The organism is Haloactinopolyspora sp., assembly GCF_027324685.1.
Taxonomy (GTDB): Bacteria; Actinomycetota; Actinomycetes; order Jiangellales; family Jiangellaceae; genus Haloactinopolyspora.
Genome location: NZ_DAHVSH010000166.1, coordinates 40,184 through 60,294, shown reverse-complemented (window position 1 = coordinate 60,294; position 20,111 = coordinate 40,184). Strand labels below are relative to the sequence as shown.

Here is a 20,111-nt window from a genome sequence, read left to right as displayed (position 1 = left end):
GTCGCACCTGACGCTCAGCTGCCACCCGGGCGGACGATGCCGTTCTCATAGGCGAAGACCACCACCTGAACACGGTCGCGCAGACCGAGCTTGGCGAGAATGCGCCCCACGTGCACCTTGACCGTCGCCTCCGAGATGAACAGGGAAGCGGCGATCTCGCTGTTGGCTCGGCCCCGAGCCAGTTCGACGAGCACGTCTCGTTCTCGCTCGGTGAGCAGGCCGAGCCGCTCGCCCTGGACCGGCGGTTCGCTCCCGGCCGGCAGATGCTGCGCGAACGCCTCGATCAGCCGCCGGGTGATGCCGGGGGACACCGCGGCTTCTCCGGACGCGACGATACGAACTCCGGCGAGCAGGTCCGCCGGCGTCGCATCCTTGAGCAGGAACCCGCTGGCCCCGGCGCGCAGCGCGGCGTAGACGTACTCGTCGAGGTCGAATGTCGTCAAGACCAGCACCCGCACCGGCGAGCCCGATTCGACGATCCGCCGCGTCGCCTCGATCCCATCCATCGTCGGCATCCGGACGTCCATGAGCGCGACGTCCGGTTGCAGCGCCTGGACCATCGTGACGGCCTCGGCACCGTCCGCTGCCTCGCCGACGACCTCGAGATCCGGCTGGCGGTCGAGCAGGGCGCGGAAACCGAGACGCAGTAGGGACTGGTCGTCCACCAGCAAGACGCGGATACTCATGACGCCACGTGTTCACCGAAGGGCAGGTGCGCACGCACGCGCCAGTTCGAGTCGCCGATCGGACCGGCCTCGACGTGTCCGCCGTACGAGCCGGCGCGTTCACTCATGCCGGCCAGACCGTGGCCGTCGAACCCACGCGGTTGGTGTGGTCGAGTCGCAGCGGTTCCACCGTCGTCGAGCACCTCCAGATCCAAGCCGGTCGAGGTGAAGCGCAGCCGGACCTCGGCGCGGGCGTGCGTGCCTGCGTGCTTCATCGTGTTGGTCAGCGCCTCCTGGACGATGCGATAGGTGGTGAGCCCGGCACCCGGCCCCCAGGCACCTGGCTCGCCGTCACAGGTCATGGTGACCGCCAACCCGGTGGCGCGCACCTGCTTCACCAATTCGGCGACGTCGTCGAATCCCGGCTGGGGAGCCGGACCGGAGCGCGCCGGCGCAGCGCCGTCCATCACGGTGCCACCATCACGCAGTAGCCCGACCAGGCGCCGGATCTCGCTCAGCGCCTCGCGACCGGTCGCCGAAGCCTTCTCCATCATGTCCACAGCATCGTCCGGAGCTACCGGCGTCGTCGCCGCCGCGCCATCGGCCAGGGCGACCATGACCGCCAGGTTGTGCGCGACGATGTCATGCATCTCGCGGGCGATCCGGGTTCGCTCGGCCGCCACGGCCAGGCGTGCCTGCTGGTCGCGTTCTCGCTCCAGCCGGACCGCCCGGTCGACCAGTTCGGCCAGGTAGGCCCTGCGGGTCTGCAGGTAGGTGCCGAGCAGGATGGATGCGGCGAACAGCGCGATCAGCGCCACCACGTCCCACCACTCGCCGCCGCCCCACAGCCAGGTCACGGTCAGCGGAACGGTGAGAACACTCAGCGCCCACCAGGCGGTCACCCGCGATCGATGCCGCGCGACCGTGTAGGCGGCGACCATGGGCACTGCGGCCAGAAACGGGCCGGTGGCGTCTACGGCAGTACAGATCAGGCCCAGCCCCAGCACCGCGGCGAACACGGCCAACGGAGCCCGGCGCCGCCATACCAGCGGTACGTGCATGGCCACGTAGAACAGCCAGTCGGTGTCGGTCGTGCCTTCGGCTGTCCCGGTAATCAGGACGAATGCTCCGGCCAGAACCGCTGAGAGCACCGCGTCGGCCGCCTGCGGATGCCGCGTGGCGGCGTCCCGGATGCTCCGCATGACCCTCAGCGTACGGACCCCTTGCTCAGGCGTCCCTGCGGTGCAGTACCGCGGCTGCCGCGCCGAGGACGACGACGACCCATCCGGCGAGCGTCAGAGCCCCGACGCTCGGTGAGAGCACCTCGAACTCCGCGTTGCCAGCGTTCAGGATGAACATCGCTTGTCCGGCCAGGACCGGTTGGTACGGCGCGAGGTGGTCCTGGACAGCGTTGGGCAAGGCCATCATCATCGCCGGCGCGATCAACAGCAGACCGACGAATGCGGTGATGGCGCCGGCAGTGTGCCGGATCAACGTCCCGAAGGCCAAGCCCAGCAGGCCCAAACCCACCGGGTACGTGCCCGCGGCGAGGACAGCGCGCGCCACGCCCGGATCGCTCAACGTCGTTGCAGCGCTCGGGGCGAACGCGACGGTGGTCAGGTACGTCACGAAGCACACCGCCACCATCACCGGCAGGGTGAGGGCGGTGAACGCCAGCGCTTTGGCCCCCAGCAACAGCAGCCGTCGCGGCACCGCCGCGAGCGATGCGCGAATCGAACCCGACCTGTATTCCGCGGACATCTGCAGCGCGCCGAGCACACCGATCACCAGGCCGAGCAACTCCAGGACGATGAACGTGCGGCCCACCGTCTCCGCAGGTGTGGCGATCACCTCGCCGTCGACGATCTGCTGCTCGTAAGCCCAACCGACCACGCCGCCGATTCCGATGCTGATCGCGGCCACGACCCCCAGGAGCCACCAAGTGGAGCGCAGCGAACGCAACTTGGTCCATTCCGCCCGGGTCACCCGCGCCAGCGTGACCCGGTATTCAATCTGACGCGATGTGTTCATGCCGCACTCGCATTCTGGAATTCCACCGATTCCTGCGTGAGTTCCATGTAGGCCTGTTCGAGCGTCGCCCGCTGAGGTGTCAGCTCATGCACCGCCAATCCCTGCCGGCACGCGAGGTCACCGATCTGATCGGCTGAGAATCCCGAGACGCGCAGCAGACCGGGATGCTCGCTGGTGACAGCGGCGCCGACGCGCACGAGATGGTCGTGCAGGTCGGTGGCGTCCGGCGAACGCACGATCACGTCACCCACACCCGCTTCGGAGATCAACTCTTCGACCGTCGTGTCCGCGATCAGTCGGCCGCGGCCGATGATCACCAGGTGCTCAGCGGTCACCGCCATCTCGCTCATCAAATGGCTGGAGACCAGCACGGTGCGTCCCTGCGCGGCCAGCTGCTTGAGCAGGGTGCGCATCCACAACACGCCGTCGGGATCGAGCCCGTTCACCGGCTCGTCCAGGATTACCACCGCCGGGTCGGCGACGAGGGCTGCGGCGATGCCCAGGCGCTGGCCCATGCCCAGCGAGAACCCCCCGGCACGGCGGCGGGCGGCGGAGTCGAGGCCCACCATCGCGAGCACATCGTCGACGCGCGCGGCCGGAATGCCGTGAGTCTGGGCGAGCGCGAGCACGTGGTGGTAGGCGCTGCGGCCGTTGTGCACGGATCCGGCCTCCAGTAGCGCTCCCACCGCACACAGCGGTGCAGGGTGCTCGTCGTAGCGCACCCCGTCGACGTGCGCGGAGCCGGCCGTCGGCCGGTCCAGCCCGACGATCAGGCGCATCGTCGTGGACTTGCCCGCTCCGTTCGGCCCGAGAAACCCGGTCACCTGGCCGGGCCGGACGGTGAAAGACAGGTCGTCGACGGCCACCTTGTCGCCGTATCGCTTGGTCAGTCCCGAGATCTCGATCATGTTCAGCACGCTACGGAGGCACCGGACGGCCCGGCATCCGTCTGCCGGCCAGGAATCCGACCGGCGCATAAGCCTGGAGTCGTACGACCAGCTGCGCGAAATGCGGATGAACCGACGACCGTCCGCGCCGTAAGCTGGACGCCGGTATGTCCACCTCCCCACTCACCGACCTGCGTGCTCGCCTGCCCGAGCTCTTGCTCCGGGACGAACGGCGCCTCGCTCGGCGACTCGACGGCTTGCGCAAGGTCCGCGACGCCGCCGCGCGAGCCGCCGCCGTGAACGAGATCACCGCGGAGGTGGCGGCGGCCGAACGGCGAGTCGAGCGTCGGCGCTCGGCCGTGCCGGCCATCACCTACCCCGAAGAGCTGCCGATCAGTGCCCGTCGCGACGAGATCGCCGCGGCCATCCGCGACCACCAGGTGGTGATCGTCGCCGGCGAGACCGGGTCGGGCAAGACGACGCAGCTGCCGAAGATCTGCCTGGAACTCGGCCGCGGAGTGCGCGGCACCATCGGGCACACCCAGCCCCGGCGACTGGCCGCCCGCACCGTCGCCGAACGCATCGCCGAAGAGACCGGGACCACTCTGGGCACCGCGATCGGCTACCAGGTGCGATTCACCCAGAAGGCCGGCGACGACACCCTGGTCAAGCTCATGACCGACGGCATCCTGCTGGCGGAGATGACCCAGGACCGGATGCTGCGCCGCTACGACACGCTGATCATCGACGAGGCGCACGAACGCAGCCTCAACATCGACTTCATCCTGGGCTATCTCACCCAACTGCTCCCCCGCCGCCCCGACCTCAAGGTCATCATCACCTCGGCCACCATCGACCCGCACCGCTTCGCCGAACACTTCGACGCCCCGGTCATCGAGGTCTCCGGGCGCACCTACCCGGTCGAGATCCGGTACCGCCCGCTGCAGGCCGAAGACGACGACGGTGACGACACGCAGGAGCCGCGCGACCAGGTGCGCGCGATCGTCGACGCCGTCGACGAGCTGGCTCTCGAACCGCCCGGCGACGTGCTGGTCTTCCTCAGCGGCGAACGCGAGATCCGCGACACCGCCGACGCCCTGCGCAAACGGTTCGAGCGAGCCGGGCCGGTCGCGGCGCAAACCGAAGTGCTGCCGCTGTACGCGCGGCTGTCCGCGGCCGAGCAGCACCGCGTCTTCCAGCCGCACACCGGCCGGCGCATCGTGCTCGCCACCAACGTCGCCGAGACGTCGCTGACGGTGCCCGGCATCCGGTATGTCGTCGATCCCGGCACCGCACGGATCTCGCGCTACAGCAACCGGACGAAGGTCCAGCGCCTGCCGATCGAGCCGATCTCTCAGGCCTCGGCGCGGCAGCGGGCCGGACGATGCGGACGGGTCGCCGACGGCATCTGCATCCGGCTGTACTCGGAGGAGGACTTCGAGTCCCGCCCAGCCTTCACCGACCCCGAGATCCTGCGCACCAACCTGGCGTCGGTCATCCTGCAGATGACGGCGTTGGGCCTCGGCGAGGTCGCCGACTTCGGTTTCCTCGACCCGCCGGATCGGCGCGCCGTCGCCGACGGCGTCAACCTGCTCGTGGAGCTCGGCGCGCTGAGCACCGACACCCGCGGCCCGAACCGCACCGATCGCCTCACCCGGATCGGGCGCGCCTTGGCCGACCTGCCGATCGATCCCCGCCTGGGCCGGATGATCCTCGAAGCCGACCGCAACGGCTGCGTGCGGGAGGTGCTCGTCATCGCCGCGGCCTTGTCGATCCAGGATCCGCGGGAGCGCCCGGCCGAGCATCGCGACGCCGCGGACGCGCACCACGCCCGGTTCGCCGAGCCCACGTCGGACTTCCTGACCTTCCTGAACCTGTGGCGGTACCTGCGTGAACAACAGAAGGCGCTGTCGTCGAATCAGTTCCGCAAGCTGTGCCGCGCGGAGTACCTCAATTATCTGCGCGTGCGGGAGTGGCAAGACCTCGAGAGCCAGCTGCGATCGCTGGTCAAGCCGCTGGGCATCACGCTGAACAGCACCCCGGCCAAGCCGGAGGACATTCACCGGTCGCTGCTGGCGGGCCTGCTCTCACAGATCGGCGTCCGGGAGGAGACGGGCAACGAGTACCAGGGCGCGCGGGGCGCGAAGTTCGCCGTGTTCCCCGGTTCGGCGCTGTTCAAGAAGCCGCCGCGCTGGGTCGTGTCGGCCGAGCTGGTCGAGACGTCGCGGCTGTGGGCGCGGGTGAACGCGCGCATCGATCCGGCTTGGGCCGAGCCGCTGGCCGAGCACCTGGTCAAACGCACCTACAGTGAGCCGCACTGGGAGCAGAAGGCCGGCGCTGTCATGGCCTTCGAGAAGGTGATGCTCTACGGCGTGGTCATCGTGCCCCGCCGCAAGGTTCCGTATGCGCGCGTCGATCCGGAACTGTGCCGCGAGTTGTTCATCCGCCACGCTCTCGTCGAGGGCGACTGGCGCACCCACCACGAGTTCTTCCACGCCAACCGGGCCCTGCTCGACGACGTGGAAGAGCTCGAGCACCGCGCCCGGCGCCGCGACATCCTCGTCGATGACGACACCCTGTTCGACTTCTACGACCAGCGGATCCCGGCTGACGTCGTCTCCGCGCGGCACTTCGACGCCTGGTGGAAGAAGGCCCGCCACGACGATCCCGACCTGCTGACGTTCTCCACGGACATGCTGATCAGGGACGACGACGCCGACAAGGTGATCAGCAAGCACGACTACCCGGATACCTGGACGACGACCGGCGTCGAGCTGCCGCTGACGTACCAGTTCGAGCCGGGCACGCGGGCCGACGGCGTGACGGTGGACATCCCGCTCGAGGTGCTCAACCAGGTCGAGCCGACCGACTTCGACCGGCAGGTGCCAGGCCTGCGCACCGAGTTGATCACCGCGCTGGTCAAGTCGCTGCCCAAGGCGCTGCGGCGCCAGTTCGTGCCGGCCCCGGACACCGCGGCCGAAGCCGCCCGGCTGCTCGACGACAGCGACGAGCCGGTCACGGTGGCACTGGCGCGGGTGCTGACCCGGATGCGCGGTGTCCCGGTGAGCCCTGACGACTTCGATTTCGACCGGGTACCGGACCATCTGAAGGTCACCTTCCGCGTCGTCGACGACGGCGGCACCGTCGCCGAGAGCAAGGACCTGCACGCCCTGAAACACCAGCTGCGTCGGCAGCTGCGCTCGACCATGGCGGCGGCCGCCAGCAGCATCGAACGCTCCGGCCTGCGCGAATGGCCCGACGGCGACCTGCCACGCACCTTCGAGCAACGCCGCGGTAATCACGTCGTCACCGGGTATCCGGCACTGGTCGACGACGGCGACAGCGTCGCGATCCGCGTGCTCGACACCGAGGCCGCCCAGGCCGCGGCCATGTGGGCCGGAAACCGACGGCTGCTGCTGCTCAGCGTCCCCTCGCCGGTCTCGTTCGTGCAGCGGCACCTGACCAACCAGACCAAGCTGGTGCTCAGCCGCAACCCGGACGGCTCGGTCGCCGACCTGCTCGCCGATGCGACCGACTGCGCCGTCGACGCGCTGATCGCAGACGGCGGCGGACCCGCCTGGGATGCCGCCGCGTTCGCCGCGCTGCGCGAGAAGGTCCGCGGTGCACTGATCGACGAGGTCTTCGCGATCACCGCCGACATCGAGAAGGCGCTGACGGTGGCCCATCGCGTCGAGGCCGCGTTGAAGAGCACGTCCAGCCTGACCCTGGCGCCGTCGCTGGTGGATGCCAAGGCGCACCTCGCGCGGCTGATCCGGCCCGGGTTCGTCACCGCGACGGGCCGGCGCCGCCTGCCTGACCTGGTTCGCTACCTGCGCGGCATCGAGCGCCGGCTCGAGAAGCTGCCGACCAGCCCGCAGCGCGACCGGGCGAACGCAGCGGTCATCGAACGAGTGACCGCCGCGTACGAAGACTCGATCAACGCGCTGCCGCGCGGGCAGGAGCCGAGCGCGGAGCACCTCGCGATCCGCTGGTCGATCGAGGAGCTCCGAATCAGCCTGTTCGCGCAGGAGCTGGGGACTGCGCATTCGGTCTCGGAGAAGCGCATCATGCGCGCCATCGACGCCGTCACCACATCGTGATCACCTAGCGTGGGGGCCGACGATCCATCCCCAGCCACGACCCAGCAACCGTCCCCATGGAGCCAGCGAATGCCGGACACCCACGCGCCCGACCTCGTTCACTTCCGGTCCGCGGACATCAGTCTGATCATCGAACGCCGCGGCGACGCGCTGCCCCGGATCCTGCATTGGGGGCCGGACCTGGGTGAACTCACCGACGACGACCTCAGCGCCTACGCTTTGGCCCAGATCCCGCAGCGGGTGACCAACTCCCTCGACACATTCACCCCGGTCGCAGTGTTGCCCGAGCATGCTCACGGCTGGATGGGGACACCGGGGCTCAGCGGGCACCGCGACGGCACGGCGTTCTCGGCGCTGTTCCAGGTCACGTCCAGTACTGTCGACGCCGACCACGGCCATCGCCTCGTCGTCGCCGCGACCGATGACGCCGCGCAACTCGACCTGGACCTGCGAATCGAGCTCACCCCGGCCGGTCTGCTCCGCCAGCGGGCCACCGTCCGCAACACCGGCTCCGGCACCTACACCCTCGACGGCCTCGTCCTCGCGTTCCCGGTACCGGCGCGGGCCACCGAACTGCTCGACCTGACCGGGCGCCACCTGCGAGAACGCAGTCCGCAGCGCGCACCGTTCACCGTCGGCACGCACGTGCGTGAAAACCGCCGGGGACGGACCGCGCTCGACGCGTCGTTGCTGATGATGGCCGGCACCGCCGGATTCGGCCATCGCAGCGGCGACGTGTGGGGCGTCCATGCGGCCTGGAGCGGCAACCACCGCATGCTCGCCGAACGTATGCCCAACGGTGAATGCGTCCTGAGCGCCGGCGAGTTATTGCTCCCGGGTGAGGTCCGGCTCGCCACCGGCCAGGAGTACACCACGCCCTGGATCTACGGCGCCTACGGCGACGGGCTCGACGAGCTGTCCCGCCGCTTCCACACCCACCTGCGCTCTCGGCCCCACCATCCCACGTCGGCCCGGCCAGTGACCTTGAACACCTGGGAGGCGGTGTACTTCGATCACGACGTTCCCACGCTGAAGCGCCTGGCCGAGCTGGGCGCCGAGGTCGGGGTGGAGCGGTTCGTGCTCGACGACGGCTGGTTCAGGCATCGTCGGAACGACACCGCCGGGCTCGGCGACTGGTACGTCGACGAGGCCGTGTGGCCCGACAGCCTGCACCCGCTGGTCGATCACGTCACGAAGCTCGGTATGGAGTTCGGCCTCTGGGTGGAGCCGGAGATGATCAACCCGGACTCCGATCTCGCCCGCGCGCATCCGGACTGGATCATGCGGGCCGGCGATCGGCTGCCGCCGGAGTTCCGGCAGCAGCAGGTCCTCGATCTCGGCAATGAGGCCGCCTACGCATACATCCTGGAGCGCCTGGACGCACTGCTGTCGGAGTACCGCATCGGTTACCTGAAGTGGGACCACAACCGCGACCTCGTCGAAGCCGGCCATGCTCCGGGCGGGGCGGTCGCCGTGGCCGGCGTTCATCGCCAGACCGCCGCGGTGTACCGGTTGTTGGACGAGTTGCGAGCCCGCCATCCCGGCGTCGAGATCGAGTCGTGCTCGTCCGGCGGTGGCCGAGTCGACCTCGGGATTCTCGAGCGGACCGAGCGCATCTGGACCTCCGATTGCAACGACGCGGTGGAGCGCCAGCAGATCCAGCGTTGGACGAACCTGCTCGTGCCGCTGGAGATGATGGGCGCCCACGTCGGTCCGAGCACGTCGCACAGCACCGGCCGGCATCATGGCGTGGGCTTCCGGGCCGGCACCGCGCTGTTCGGCCACCTGGGCATCGAGTGGGACCTCACCGCCGCCACCGAGGACGAGCTGGCCGAGCTGACGGCGTGGGTCGAGCTGTACAAGCGGATCAGACCCCTGCTGCACACCGGCGACGTCGTCCACGCCGATCACCCGGACCCCGCGCTCAACGTGCACGGCGTGGTGGCGCCCGACCGCTCGCAGGCGGTGTTCGCGATCGTGCAGACCGCGACCAGCCTGCACGCTCCGGTCGGCCCGGTTCAACTGCCAGGGCTCGATCCGCACGCGCGGTACCGCCTGACCCCGCTGCCCCCAGGCGACGTCGTCGCCGGCCACACGCGATCGTCGTTGCCATGGTGGGCGGACGGCGTGATCCTGCCCGGCCGGATGCTCGCCGAGAACGGCGTGCAAGCACCGACTCTGCACCCGGAGCGGCTGGTCCTCGTCCAGGCGCAACGCCTCGCGTAACCAAGGAGTCTCTAATTTTGAGACGAATTCGTCCACAGACTGGGACAACAGTCGATTAAAGCCCGGCCATGTGCCTATGATCGCGACGACTGGTGGTTCTGCTCGGCGGTGAAAGCCGCCGAGCGACGCAAGAGGGAACCCGGTGCGAGTCCGGGGCTGCCCCCGCAGCGGTCAACGAGAACGAAAGCCGCCATCGCACTGGGCCGGCCGGGCCTGGGAAGCGGCGGCGAGTAGGCGTGCACGAGCCCGCGCTCGGGTACGTGCTCGTGAGCCCGAAGACCTGCCGCCGGTGGCGCGTGCCGTCGGCGCGCGCCGGGCCGTCCGCGGCCCCACCACCTGCGCTCGCGAGGAGAGAGCCACGTGACACCTGTTTCCGCATCCATCGGCGCCACCGTCCTGGGGTACCCGCGCATCGGCCCGCAGCGCGAACTCAAACGCGCGCTGGAAGACCACTGGGCCGGTCGTATTACCCAGGACGAGCTACACCGCGTCGCCGCCGACCTGCGTGCGCGCACCTGGCGCCGGTTGCTCGATCTCGGCCTGGACAGCGTGCCGTCCAACACGTTCTCGCTCTACGACCAAACACTCGACGCGGCGGCGCTGGTCGGCGCCGTGCCGGAGCGATTCGCCACGCTCGGTCTCGACGAGACCGCCACCTACTTCGCGATGGCCAGAGGCGCGACAGCGGTCGCACCGCTGGAGATGACGAAGTGGTTCGACACCAACTACCACTACCTGGTGCCCGAGATCGGCCCGCAGACCACGTTCCGGCTGGCCGGAGACAAGCCGATCGCGGAGTACCGGGAAGCCCGTGACCAGGGCATCGACACCCGCCCGGTCCTCCTGGGACCGGCGACGCTCCTGCTGCTGTCCAAGCCGTCCGACGACGCGCCGGCCGGTTTCCGGCCCATCGACCGGCTCGACGAACTCGTCGAGATCTACGTCGACCTACTCGGCGCGCTCGCCGAAGCAGGGGCGAGCTGGGTTCAGCTGGACGAGCCGGCCTACGTCGGTGATCGCTCGGCGGACGAGATCGCCGCGCTGCGCCGAGCCTACGACCGCCTGGGCGGGCTGACGAACCGGCCGAAGATCTTCGTCGCCTCGTACTTCGGTGATCTCGGTCCGGCCCTGCCGGCCCTGGCCAGCGCTCCGGTCGAAGCGCTCGGCGTCGACCTCGTCGCAGGCTCAGGCGCGACGTCTCTTGTCGACGTGGCCGGGCTGAGCGAGAAAACCCTGGTCGCCGGCGTCGTCGACGGTCGCAACATCTGGCGCAGCGACCTCGATGCCGCGCTCGCCCAGCTGGAACAGGTGCGCGCGGTGGCCGACGACGTCGCCGTCAGCACGTCGTGCTCGCTACTGCACGTCCCCTACGACGTCGACGGCGAGACCAAGCTCGACCGCCGGCTGAAGTCGTGGCTGGCTTTCGCCGAGCAGAAGGTGGCCGAGGTCGCCACGCTCGCGCGCGGCCTGCGTGAAGGCCGCGGCTCCATCACCGCGGCGCTGGAGTCCACCCGGGCCGCGCTCGCCGACCGTGCCGCGGCACCTGGCGTCGTCGACGAGCGGGTCCGCACCCGGCTCGGTCGCGTCACCAGTGCCGAGCTGCAGCGCGGCGACTACGCGACGCGCCGCGAGAGCCAGCAGGCCGTGCTCGGCCTGCCGCCGCTACCGACCACGACCATCGGCTCGTTCCCGCAGACCAGCGACATCCGGGCAGCGCGAGCAGCGTTCACCAACGGCCGCATCGACGAAGACGAGTACACCGCCCGCATGCGGGCAGAGATCGAACGCGTCATCCGGCTCCAGGAGCGTCTCGGGCTCGACGTGCTGGTCCACGGGGAACCCGAGCGCAACGACATGGTCCAGTACTTCGCCGAGCACTTCGACGGCTTCGCCGTCACCACGAACGGCTGGGTGCAGTCGTACGGCTCGCGCTGCGTGCGCCCGCCGATCCTGTTCGGCGACGTGTCGCGCCCGGCCCCGGTCACGGTGGACTGGGCCACCTACGCCCAGTCGCTCACCGACCGTCCGGTCAAGGGCATGCTCACCGGCCCGGTCACCATCCTCGCGTGGTCGTTCGTCCGCGACGATCAGCCGCTGGGCGACACCGCGCGGCAGGTCGCGCTGGCCATTCGCGACGAGACGGTGGATCTGGAGCAGGCCGGCATCCGGATCATCCAGGTCGACGAGCCGGCCCTGCGCGAGCTGTTGCCGCTGCGCTCGGCCGACCACGACGCGTACTTGACGTGGTCGGTCGACGCCTTCCGGTTGGCCACCTCCGGCGTCGCCGACTCCACGCAGATCCACACCCACCTGTGCTACTCGGAGTTCGGTGACGTCGTCGCGGCGATCGACGGCCTGGGCGCCGATGTGACGAGCATCGAAGCAGCGCGCTCACGGATGGAGATCCTGCCGGACGTGGCCGCCTCCGGCTTCGCGCGCGGCATCGGCCCGGGCGTGTACGACATCCACTCGCCTCGAGTGCCCGACACCGACGAGATCGAGGTGCTGCTCAAGGCAGCACTGGAGGCCGTGCCCGCCGACCGGCTGTGGGCCAATCCCGACTGCGGGCTGAAGACGCGCAGCTACGAGCAGGTGGAACCGGCGCTGACGGCGATGGTGGCCGCAGTGCACCGGGTACGTCCCTGAACCGTCAGGCCAGCTGATCCAGCGCGGCCAGGTCGGCCGGCGTGGGGCGCCAGGCCAGCGCCCCGACGTTCGCCTCGACCTGCGCCGCGCTGGTCACGCCGGCGATGACCGAGGCCACCCCCGGCTGCGCCGCGAGCCCGGCGATCGCCACGTCGAGAAGACCGACCCCGCGTTCGGCGGCGTATCGTTCCAGCGCCTCGATCCGGTCGAAGTCGGCGTCGCGGAGCCGGGCGGCCTGACGGGGCTCGGCGAGCCGCGTGCCGGCCGGCGCCGGCTCGTCACGCCGGTACTTGCCGGTGAGCAGGCCGTACTCCAACGGGTAGTACGGCAGCAGCCCGACACCGGCCCGTGCGGCGGCCGGCATCAGCTCGGCCTCGGCCGATCGGTCGTACAGGGAGTACTTGTTCTGTGCACTGATGAACCGCTCGTAGCCGCTGCTGCGAGCCGTCCAGTCGGCGTCGACGACCTGCCAGGCCGCGAAGTTCGACGACCCCACGTACCGGACCTTGCCCTCGGCGACGAGCTCGCTGAGGGCGGCCAGCGTCTCCTCGATCGGCGTGTTGGGGTCCGGCGTGTGCATCTGGTACAGGTCGATCCAATCGGTGCCGAGGCGACGCAGACTGGCTTCCACGGCCTTGCGGATGTAGCGCCGCGACCCTCGCACGCCCCAGTCGGGGCCGTTGGCGCCGTGGGTGTCCATGCCGAACTTCGTGGCGACGATGACGTCCTCGCGGCGCTGGCCCAGCGCCGCACCCAACAGCGTCTCGCTCTCGCCGAAACCGTAGGTGTCGGCGGTGTCGAAGAGCGTGACTCCGAGATCGACCGCGCGGTGGACCAGCTCGGTGGTGGTCTCGGCGTCGATGCGCCAACCGAAGGCGTTGCAGCCGATGCCGACCGCCGACACCGTCAAACCGGAGTCGCCGAGCTGGCGATAGGTCATGTCGGTCACGATCGTCGAGCCTATCCGGCCAGGCGTTCCGGCGCGTCGACCGTTTGATGCGTCATGGACGTGTGAAAACATGACGGAGATCGGATCGTCCACCCGGAGAAATGGTCTTGCAATCCGCTCTGCGTGACTTCGCCACCTTGCTCGCGCGCATCGGCATCGGCGCCGTCTTCATCGCTCACGGTTGGCAGAAGCTGGCGACGCTCGGCATCGACGCCGTCGCCGCCGGATTCGAGCAAGCCGACGTCCCCCTCCCCACGCTCGCGGCGTGGTGCGCCGCGCTGGTCGAACTGGTCGGCGGCGGGGCGCTGGTGCTCGGTGTGCTGACCCAGCTGGTCGGGGTGCTGCTGGCGCTGGACATGCTCGGCGCCTACTTCTTCGTGCACGCCGGCAACGGCCTGTTCGTCGATCAGGGCGGCGCGGAGCTGGTTCTCGCGCTCGGTGTGTCCAGCCTGCTGATCGCGGCGATCGGGGCGGGACGGGTCAGCGCCGACCACGCGATCGCGCAGGGCTTGATGCAGGGACGGCCGCGGGGTAGGTCCGGTACGCGTCGGTCCTGACGCGGCGCCGGGTCTCAGCTGCGGGTGCTGGGTCGCGGCTGCAGTCACGCCACCATGCGTTCTGCAGCATCACCAGGCGTGCATGGGTGGTGGGGCAGGGATTCGCCTAGTGAACATGATCATTCACACCGGTGGTGCTTTCGCGGACCCGGAGGGTGAACGGGACCTCGATGCGTTCGGCCTTCGCGTCGCGGTCGGCGAGCCTACGCACGATGAGCCGCACCGCCTGTTCGGCGAGGAACGGAACGTCGGGCGCCACCGTGGTCAGCGACGGCGAGGAGTAGCGTCCGTCCTCGATGTCGTCGAATCCGGCCACCGCGATGTCGTCAGGAACCCGGTAACCACGCTCACGCAGCACGCGCAACGCGCCGAGCGCCATGAGGTCGTTGAAGCAGAACACGGCGTCCAACGGGCGGCCGCTGTCGAGGAGATCCGACATCGCCTGCGCGCCGCTGGCGCGGTGGTAGCGCAGCTGCGACACGATGATCGAGGGATCGACGTCGATGCCTGCGGCGTCGAGCGCGGCTCGGTAGCCCCGGGCGCGCAGGCCACCGGTCCCGGCTCCCCGCTCGACGCCGACGGCGGCGATGTGCCGCCGCCCCAGGCCGATCAGATGCTCGGTGACCTCGCGGGCGGCGGCGACGTTGTCGATGGCGATGTGGTCGTGCCCGACCGGGTGTCCTCGTTCGCCGAGCAGGACCAACGGCGTGTCGGGTTCTCGCCGCGCTGCGACGTCGCGGGCCGGCGTGGCCATGGGGCTGAAGATGACGCCGTCGATCAGATGCGAGCCGAGGCGGTCGAGCACGATCTGCTCACGTTCGGGCTCGCCGAAGGTCTCCTCGATCAGGACGACCATTCCCTGCTCCTTGGCCACCGCGCCGATCGCCGAGGCGAGCGAGGCGAAGTAGGGCGAGGTGAGCTCGGGCAGAGCGATCGTGAGGAAGCCCGACCTGCCGTGCCGAAGGCTACGCGCGGTCAGGTTCGGCCGGTACCGCAGCTCCTCGATCGCCTTGAGCACCTTGGCGCGAGTCTTCTCGGTGACGTTGGGATGGTTGTTGATGACGTTGGAGACCGTCTTGAACGACACGCCGGCGCGGTCGGCGACGTCCTTCAACCGAGCTCCCACGCTGCACCCCCTCACGTCGGTGTCCTCAGTGACTCTGCCAGTCACGCCCGGCTCGTTGCAGGCCCATTTTCGCCTTCGCCGGGCCAGTGGCCGGTTGCGGCACGCTGAGAAACGAAACGGCAACGAAGCTTCCACTCCTAGGTTATCCGTTGTAAAACTAGTCGCACGGTTATCCGTTGTAAGGACTTCGACCACAGGATTTCTGGATAAGGGCCAGGTGCAGCGTGTACGACGTCAAGGTCGAGCTGGATCCCGCGTTCGCGGTCGGTCAGGTGGGCGAACGCCTGTTCGGCACGTTCGTCGAGCACATGGGCCGATGCGTGTACGGCGGCATCTTCGAACCCGACCACCCCACCGCCGACGAGCACGGATTCCGCCGCGACGTGGCCGAGCTGGTCCGCGAGCTCGGTGTCACCACGGTGCGCTACCCCGGCGGCAACTTCGTGTCCGGGTACCGGTGGGAGGACGGCGTCGGCCCGCTCGACGAGCGTCCGCGCCGCCTCGACCTGGCTTGGCGCGCGATCGAACCCAACACCGTCGGCGTCGACGAGTTCTGCCGATGGGCCCGCGAGCTCGACATCGACCCGATCATGGCGGTCAACCTCGGGACGCGAGGCGTCAGCGCCGCCGTCGACCTGCTCCAGTACTGCAACTTCGGTGCCGGGACCACGACGCTGGCCGACCGCCGGGTCGCGCACGGGCACAAGGATCCGCACGCCATCGGCACGTGGTGTCTCGGCAACGAGATGGACGGCCCCTGGCAGATGGGCCACAAGACCGCCGACGAGTACGGCCGGCTCGCCGCCGAGACCGCTCGCGCGATGCGCCGCGCCGACCCGGACATCGAGCTCGTCGTGTGCGGCAGCTCGAACTCCGACATGCCGACGTTCGGCACCTGGGAACGCGTCGTGCTCGAGCACACCTACGACCTGGTCGATCACATCTCGCTGCACAACTACTACGAACCCGTCGACGGCGACATCGACAGCTTCCTGACCTCATCGGAAAGCATGCGCCGCTCGATCGGCGCGATCGCGTCCACGGCCGACCACGTGGCCGCGGCCACCCGCAGCCGTAAGCAGCTGACCATCTCCTTCGACGAGTGGAACGTCTGGTATCAGTCCCGATTCCCCGGCGAGCTGGGCCTCGAGGTGCGCGACGGCGGAGCACTGATCGAAGACACCTACAGCGTCACCGACGCCGTCGTCGTCGGTGACCTGCTGATGGCGCTGCTCGACAACTGCGACCGCGTCGCCATCGCCTGCCAGGCCCAACTGGTCAACGTCATCGCGCCGATCCGGACCGAGCCCGGCGGCCCCGCCTGGCGGCAGAGCATCTTCCACCCGTTCGCGCTGACCGCGCGGCACGCCGGCGGGACCGTACTGCGCAGCGCGCTACGCACCCCGATGCTGTCCACCAGTGCCCACGGCGACGTCCCCGCCACCCGGGTCACCGCCGTGCACCACCCCGACCGCGGCGAGCTCGTCATCCTCGCAGCGAACCGCGACCGGATGAACCCGGCCCGCCTGAGCGTCGGGTTGCGGGGATTCGACCCCCGCGGGGCCGGCTCGATCACCCTCACCGAGCACCTGTCGATCAGCGATGACGACCCGAACGCCACCAACTCCGCCGAGCAACCCGACCGCGTCGTCCCGCGGCCGGCCTCGGGCACGACCGTCGCCGACCATGAGCTGAGCGCCACCCTGCCGCCCCAGTCCTGGCACGTCATCCGACTCAGCTACGCGCCCGGCGCGTGAACCGGAACCCACCCTGCGAAGGAGCAGCCATGAACGCGACCCATCCCCCGTTGAACACCCTGTCTCGCAGACGATTTCTCACCGCCACCGGCATGATCGGCGCTGGCGCCGTCCTGAGTGCCTGCGGGGGCGGCTCGAACGCGCCGGGAGCGCAGCCGGAATCCGGTGGCGGCGGCGCCAGCGGTTACGACGGGCCCGACGTCGAGCTGGCGTTCTGGAACGGCTTCACCGGCGGCGACGGGCCGGTCATGCAGAAACTCGTCGACACGTTCAACGCCGAGCATCCGAACATCACCGTGAAGATGACGGTGATGGAGTGGGCGGACTACTACGCCAAGATCCCCTCGGCCGTCTCGTCGGGCAACGGGCCGGACGTCGGCATCATGCACCTCGACTCCGTCCCGACCAACGCCGCCCGCAACGTCATCGTCCCGCTCGACGACGTCGCCGATGCGCTCGGGCTGCAGAAATCCGATTTCGCCGAGATCGTGTGGGACGCCGGCGTGTACGAGGGGCAGCGGTTCGGCATCCCGCTCGACGTGCACCCGCTGGGGTTCTTCTACAACAAGACCGTCATGGAGTCCGCGGGCCTCGATCCGGAGAATCCGCCGATGGACCACGACTCCTACATGGCGGCGCTGGAGCAGTTGAAGTCCGCCGGGATCGAAGGCCACTGGATGTCGCCGCACCCGTTCACCGGCGGGCAGACCCTGCAGTCGCTGATCTGGCAGTTCGGCGGCCAGCTGTTCAGCGACGACGGCACCGAGGCGACGTGGCACGAAGAGCCCGGCGTCAAGGCCCTGACCTGGATGGTCGACGCTATCAAGACTGGCTACAGCCCCACCGACGTCGGGCAGGACGCCGATGCCATCGCGCTGCAAAACGGCAAGACCGCCTTCAACTGGAACGGCATCTGGCACATCAACACCCTGAAGGAAGTGCCGAACCTCGACTGGGGCGTGGCGCCGCTGCCCAACATCGGTGGCGAGCAGGCCGCCTGGGCCGGATCGCACAATTTCGTGCTCCCCAAGCAGCGCACCCCGGACGAGAACCGGCTCACCGCCGCCCGAGTGTTCATCAACTGGGTCAGCCAGCAGTCGCTGGCCTGGGCCGAGGGCGGCCAGGTGCCCGCCCGCAACTCCGTGCGCGAGTCCGCCGAGTTCGAAGCGCTGCCGGAACAGTCGACGCTGGCCGAGCAGGTCGACTACCTGCGCTTCCCGCCGCCGATTCCCGGCATCGACGACGCCTTCGCCGACTTCGACCAGGCGCTCAACGAGGCGGTGTTGTTGACCAAGGAGCCCGCCCAGGCGCTGTCCGACGCGGCCGAACGCGCGAACAAGAAGCTGGAAGAGAACCGGAAGAAATACGGGGAGTGACCCGTGGCGAGTTCGCCCCCGAGAATCCGCCGCTACGCGCCGTGGACGCCGTATGCGTTCATGGCCCCGTTCCTGCTCATCTTCCTCACCTTCGTGGGGTTCCCGGCCGTGATGGGGCTGTGGATCAGCCTGCACGACTGGGACTACATGCTGGAGGCGAAGCCGTTCGTCGGCTTCGACAACTACCTCGTCCTGTTCGACTCGTCGTCAGCGGCGTTCGAGATGTTCTGGAACGGCATGCGCGCCACCGGCATCTTCACCGTCGCCAGCGTGCCGTTCCTGGTCGCCATCCCGTTGGCGCTGGCGGTCCTGCTGAACCGGCGGTTCAAGGGCCGCACGTTCTTCCGCGCGGTGTTCTTCATGCCCTACGTGCTGGGCGTCGCGGTGGTCGGCTTGTTGTTCCGGTTCATCCTCGATCCCAACATCGGCATCGTGAACGGGTTGACCGGCTGGTCGATCCCGTGGATCACCGCGCAGCCGTGGGCCTGGATCAGCCTCGTGGCGATGACGGTGTGGTGGACGTTGGGCTTCAACACGGTCATCTACATCGCCGGCCTCCAGGACATTCCGACCGAGCTCTACGACGCGGCCAAGGTCGACGGCGCATCGGCGTGGCAGCAGTTCCGCCACGTCACGCTGCCCGGGATGCGGATGGTGATGATCTTCGTGGTGACGATCACCGTGCTCGCTTCAGCCAACATGTTCGGCCAGGCCGACCTGGTCACGAACGGCGGCCCCGGTGATTCCACCCGCACGGCCCTGATGGTGTTTCTCGACGAAGGCCTCGGCGCGTTCCGCATGGGCAGCGCCGCGGCGATGTCGTACCTGCTGGCCGTGGTTCTCGGGCTCGTCTCGATCATCAACGTCCTCGCCATGCGAGAGAGAAGGAGGCCGAAATGGCGCTCCTGACGCGCACGGAGCAGCACACGTCGGCTGCGCCTTCGCAACCCGGACAGCCGCCGGGATCGCTGGTCCGCTCGGCGGTGTTCTGGATCTTCCTGCTGGTCCTGGCGCTGGTGTTCGTCGGGCCGATCGTGTGGATGTTCCTCACCTCGATCAAGACCAATCCGGAAGCCACCTCGATCCCGCCGACCATCCTGCCGGACAACGTGACCTTCGGCGCCTACGAAGACCTGCTGCACGTCGGCGGCTCGTACCCGGTGCTGCGGTGGTTCCTCAACAGCCTGGTGGCCGCGACCCTGCACATGCTGCTGGTTCTCACGGTCGCCTCGACCGCGGCCTACGCGTTGGCGCGCCTGGAGTTCAAGCTGCGCGGGCTGTTCTTCGTCGTGATCATCTCGACGCTGTTCGTGCCCGGCTTCGTATTCCTGCTGCCCAACTACATCATCATCGACCGCCTCGGCTGGCTCGACACCATCTGGGCGCTGGTCGTGCCGGGTGCCGCCGGCGCGTTCGGCGTGTTCTTCCTGCGCCAGTTCTTCGCGATGCTGCCAGGTGAGCTGGAAGAAGCCGCCCTGATCGACGGCGCCAACCAGTGGCAGATCTTCACCCGCGTGGTGCTGCCCAACTCCAAGCCGGCGCTGGCCACCTTGGCGGTGCTGTCGTTCCTGAGCAATTGGAACGACTTCATCTGGCCCATCTACGTGTTGTTCAGCCCGGAGCGGCTCACGCTGCCGGCCGGGCTGCGGCTGCTACAGGGCGCCTACACCACCGACTATCCGGTCATGATGGCCGGCGCCTTCATCGCCAGTGTTCCCGTGTTGATCCTGTTCCTGTTCACCCAGCGCTACGTCATCGAAGGCGTCTCGCGCAGCGGCTTGAAAGGATGAT

Annotated in this window: 14 protein-coding genes and 1 riboswitch; of the genes, 8 read left to right on the top strand and 6 right to left on the bottom strand. The window is 69.0% G+C overall.

Annotated features, from left to right (window positions below):
- Positions 1–14: 14 nt before the first annotated feature.
- From M6444_RS17925 to M6444_RS17910, 4 genes are read right to left on the bottom strand one after another with little or no spacing between them, the layout of a single operon-like run.
- Positions 15–686, bottom strand: a complete 672-nt coding sequence (locus M6444_RS17925) for a response regulator transcription factor (RefSeq protein ID WP_298330564.1) — start codon at positions 684–686, stop codon at positions 15–17.
- Entirely contained in the window at positions 683–1,867 is a 1,185-nt protein-coding gene (locus M6444_RS17920; RefSeq protein ID WP_298330562.1) for a histidine kinase, read from the bottom strand. Before M6444_RS17920 ends, M6444_RS17925 begins: the two co-directional genes overlap by 4 nt.
- A 25-nt stretch (positions 1,868–1,892) precedes the next feature.
- Complete coding sequence (locus M6444_RS17915; protein ID WP_298330559.1) at positions 1,893–2,696, bottom strand: hypothetical protein; 804 nt, start codon at positions 2,694–2,696, stop codon at positions 1,893–1,895.
- Positions 2,693–3,604, bottom strand: coding sequence for an ATP-binding cassette domain-containing protein (locus M6444_RS17910; RefSeq protein ID WP_298330556.1), 912 nt, complete (start codon positions 3,602–3,604; stop codon positions 2,693–2,695). Before M6444_RS17910 ends, M6444_RS17915 begins: the two co-directional genes overlap by 4 nt.
- Positions 3,605–3,750: 146 nt before the next feature.
- Between M6444_RS17910 and hrpA the strand changes: the two genes are divergently transcribed.
- The 3 genes from hrpA (at position 3,751) to metE (ending at position 12,555) form a co-directional block, all read left to right on the top strand.
- A complete protein-coding gene (gene hrpA, locus M6444_RS17905) occupies positions 3,751–7,683 on the top strand; it encodes an ATP-dependent RNA helicase HrpA (protein ID WP_298330553.1) in 3,933 nt (1,310 codons plus the stop codon).
- A 69-nt stretch (positions 7,684–7,752) separates the two neighbouring features.
- Complete coding sequence (locus M6444_RS17900; RefSeq protein ID WP_298330550.1) at positions 7,753–9,909, top strand: alpha-galactosidase; 2,157 nt, start codon at positions 7,753–7,755, stop codon at positions 9,907–9,909.
- Positions 9,910–9,985: 76 nt separating this feature from the next.
- Positions 9,986–10,212: riboswitch (cobalamin riboswitch) on the top strand.
- A gap of 57 nt (positions 10,213–10,269) precedes the next feature.
- The gene (gene metE, locus M6444_RS17895) at positions 10,270–12,555 is read left to right on the top strand and encodes a 5-methyltetrahydropteroyltriglutamate--homocysteine S-methyltransferase (protein WP_298330547.1); all 2,286 of its coding nucleotides are present in this window, start codon (positions 10,270–10,272) and stop codon (positions 12,553–12,555) included.
- Positions 12,556–12,559: 4 nt separating this feature from the next.
- Here metE and M6444_RS17890 read toward each other — a convergent pair whose 3' ends face one another.
- Positions 12,560–13,495 (bottom strand): aldo/keto reductase, encoded by a 936-nt coding sequence (locus M6444_RS17890; protein WP_298330624.1) that lies wholly within the window; start codon positions 13,493–13,495, stop codon positions 12,560–12,562.
- Between the two features lie 110 nt (positions 13,496–13,605).
- Here M6444_RS17890 and M6444_RS17885 point away from each other — a divergent pair, with 110 nt between their 5' ends.
- Positions 13,606–14,061 (top strand): DoxX family protein, encoded by a 456-nt coding sequence (locus M6444_RS17885; protein ID WP_298330545.1) that lies wholly within the window; start codon positions 13,606–13,608, stop codon positions 14,059–14,061.
- A 106-nt stretch (positions 14,062–14,167) separates the two neighbouring features.
- On the opposite strand, the gene M6444_RS17880 is transcribed toward M6444_RS17885, so the two are convergent.
- Positions 14,168–15,187: a LacI family DNA-binding transcriptional regulator gene (locus tag M6444_RS17880; protein ID WP_298330542.1), complete on the bottom strand. Its 1,020-nt coding sequence runs from the start codon at positions 15,185–15,187 to the stop codon at positions 14,168–14,170.
- A gap of 224 nt (positions 15,188–15,411) precedes the next feature.
- On the opposite strand from M6444_RS17880, the gene M6444_RS17875 reads away from it, so the two are divergent.
- Genes M6444_RS17875 through M6444_RS17860 form a run of 4 tightly spaced genes read left to right on the top strand, consistent with a single transcriptional unit; the run spans position 15,412 to position 20,110 of the window.
- Positions 15,412–16,944: an alpha-N-arabinofuranosidase gene (locus tag M6444_RS17875; protein WP_298330540.1), complete on the top strand. Its 1,533-nt coding sequence runs from the start codon at positions 15,412–15,414 to the stop codon at positions 16,942–16,944.
- A gap of 29 nt (positions 16,945–16,973) precedes the next feature.
- Positions 16,974–18,320: an ABC transporter substrate-binding protein gene (locus tag M6444_RS17870; RefSeq protein ID WP_298330537.1), complete on the top strand. Its 1,347-nt coding sequence runs from the start codon at positions 16,974–16,976 to the stop codon at positions 18,318–18,320.
- A gap of 60 nt (positions 18,321–18,380) precedes the next feature.
- On the top strand, positions 18,381–19,229 hold the full coding sequence (locus tag M6444_RS17865; protein ID WP_363326418.1) for a sugar ABC transporter permease: 849 nt from the start codon (positions 18,381–18,383) through the stop codon (positions 19,227–19,229).
- Positions 19,217–20,110, top strand: a complete 894-nt coding sequence (locus M6444_RS17860; RefSeq protein WP_298330531.1) for a carbohydrate ABC transporter permease — start codon at positions 19,217–19,219, stop codon at positions 20,108–20,110. The genes M6444_RS17865 and M6444_RS17860 overlap by 13 nt, the downstream gene beginning before the upstream one ends.
- Position 20,111 lies beyond the last annotated feature (1 nt).

Coding starts and splice junctions, on each gene's coding strand:
- M6444_RS17865 (WP_363326418.1), top strand. CDS start 18,381: ATGGCCCCGTTCCTGCTCATCTTCCTCACCTTCGTGGGGTTCCCGGCC.
- M6444_RS17885 (WP_298330545.1), top strand. CDS start 13,606: ATGGTCTTGCAATCCGCTCTGCGTGACTTCGCCACCTTGCTCGCGCGC.
- M6444_RS17910 (WP_298330556.1), bottom strand. CDS start 3,604: ATGATCGAGATCTCGGGACTGACCAAGCGATACGGCGACAAGGTGGCC.
- M6444_RS17915 (WP_298330559.1), bottom strand. CDS start 2,696: ATGAACACATCGCGTCAGATTGAATACCGGGTCACGCTGGCGCGGGTG.
- M6444_RS17870 (WP_298330537.1), top strand. CDS start 16,974: ATGAACGCGACCCATCCCCCGTTGAACACCCTGTCTCGCAGACGATTT.
- M6444_RS17925 (WP_298330564.1), bottom strand. CDS start 686: ATGAGTATCCGCGTCTTGCTGGTGGACGACCAGTCCCTACTGCGTCTC.
- M6444_RS17860 (WP_298330531.1), top strand. CDS start 19,217: ATGGCGCTCCTGACGCGCACGGAGCAGCACACGTCGGCTGCGCCTTCG.
- M6444_RS17890 (WP_298330624.1), bottom strand. CDS start 13,495: ATGACCTATCGCCAGCTCGGCGACTCCGGTTTGACGGTGTCGGCGGTC.
- M6444_RS17900 (WP_298330550.1), top strand. CDS start 7,753: ATGCCGGACACCCACGCGCCCGACCTCGTTCACTTCCGGTCCGCGGAC.
- hrpA (WP_298330553.1), top strand. CDS start 3,751: ATGTCCACCTCCCCACTCACCGACCTGCGTGCTCGCCTGCCCGAGCTC.
- M6444_RS17920 (WP_298330562.1), bottom strand. CDS start 1,867: ATGCGGAGCATCCGGGACGCCGCCACGCGGCATCCGCAGGCGGCCGAC.